The organism is Vibrio sp. 11-4(1) (assembly GCF_013048625.1).
Classification (GTDB): domain Bacteria; phylum Pseudomonadota; class Gammaproteobacteria; order Enterobacterales; family Vibrionaceae; genus Vibrio; species Vibrio diabolicus.
Genome location: NZ_VHSY01000051.1, coordinates 1 through 830 on the forward strand (window position 1 = coordinate 1; position 830 = coordinate 830).

Annotated in this window: 1 protein-coding gene; it reads left to right on the forward strand. The window is 39.3% G+C overall.

Annotated elements, in window-relative coordinates:
* Positions 1-150 precede the first annotated feature (150 nt).
* Complete coding sequence (locus FKN16_RS24300) at positions 151-621, forward strand: GNAT family N-acetyltransferase (protein WP_170903739.1); 471 nt, start codon at positions 151-153, stop codon at positions 619-621.
* Positions 622-830: the final 209 nt, after the last annotated feature.

An 830-nucleotide genomic window follows, 5' to 3' on the forward strand; every position in this document is an offset into this window, starting at 1 on the left:
TGTACTAACAAATTGCTTAAGAGTGATTCGTAACGCGTGGCATTTTTACTTTGCGGTGGCTTATGTGATTAAGGCGCTGTGCGGTAGCTTTTGTATTGCGTTACTCACACCTTAGCAAGGCGTTATGCGATTCAATAATATGGAAGCAAAATGGTAGAAATAGAGAAGATTAACGAATCAAATATTGGGGCAATTAAGCTTATTCGTTTAGCTGATGAACAAGTTAAGTTTGCTGGTACAGCTGATGAATTCATATCAAGTGCAAGTGAGACAACTCATTTACATGTCATAAAAAACAACGGTTCAGTAGTCGGTTTCTTCAAATTGGATGTTGATTATTCTTCTAACTATGAGTTTTGTCCGCCAGATGGGCTAGGATTAAGAGCTTTTGCTATCGACACTAGTCAGCAAGGTAAAGGGTTAGGCACGAAGGCGGTCAAAGCTCTCTTTCCCTACTTAAAAGCCCACTACTCAGCGTTCAATTGGATTTACCTGACAGTTAATTGCAAAAATCCAGGAGCAAAAGTGTGTTACGAAAAAGGTGGTTTTGAAAACTGTTTTGAACAGTATTTGGGTGGTCTAGCGGGTCCTCAATACATAATGTGCGCAAAAATCGCATAACAAAGCGTTTAAGAGTGATTCCAAACGCTTGCCGGTTTCGCTTCGCTCACAGTATGGCAAGCGCTTGTCACACCTTAACGCAGCGTTAGAGTTCATGATGAAAGGAGTAAACAATGTTAGATTTACCAAAAAGTATTCAGGTTTTATTTAGTAATAATCCTAAATTAGCTGAGTTAGTCCCAAACCCTATTGTTGTTGCAAATACTTCA

Coding starts and splice junctions, on each gene's coding strand:
- FKN16_RS24300 (WP_170903739.1), top strand. CDS start 151: ATGGTAGAAATAGAGAAGATTAACGAATCAAATATTGGGGCAATTAAG.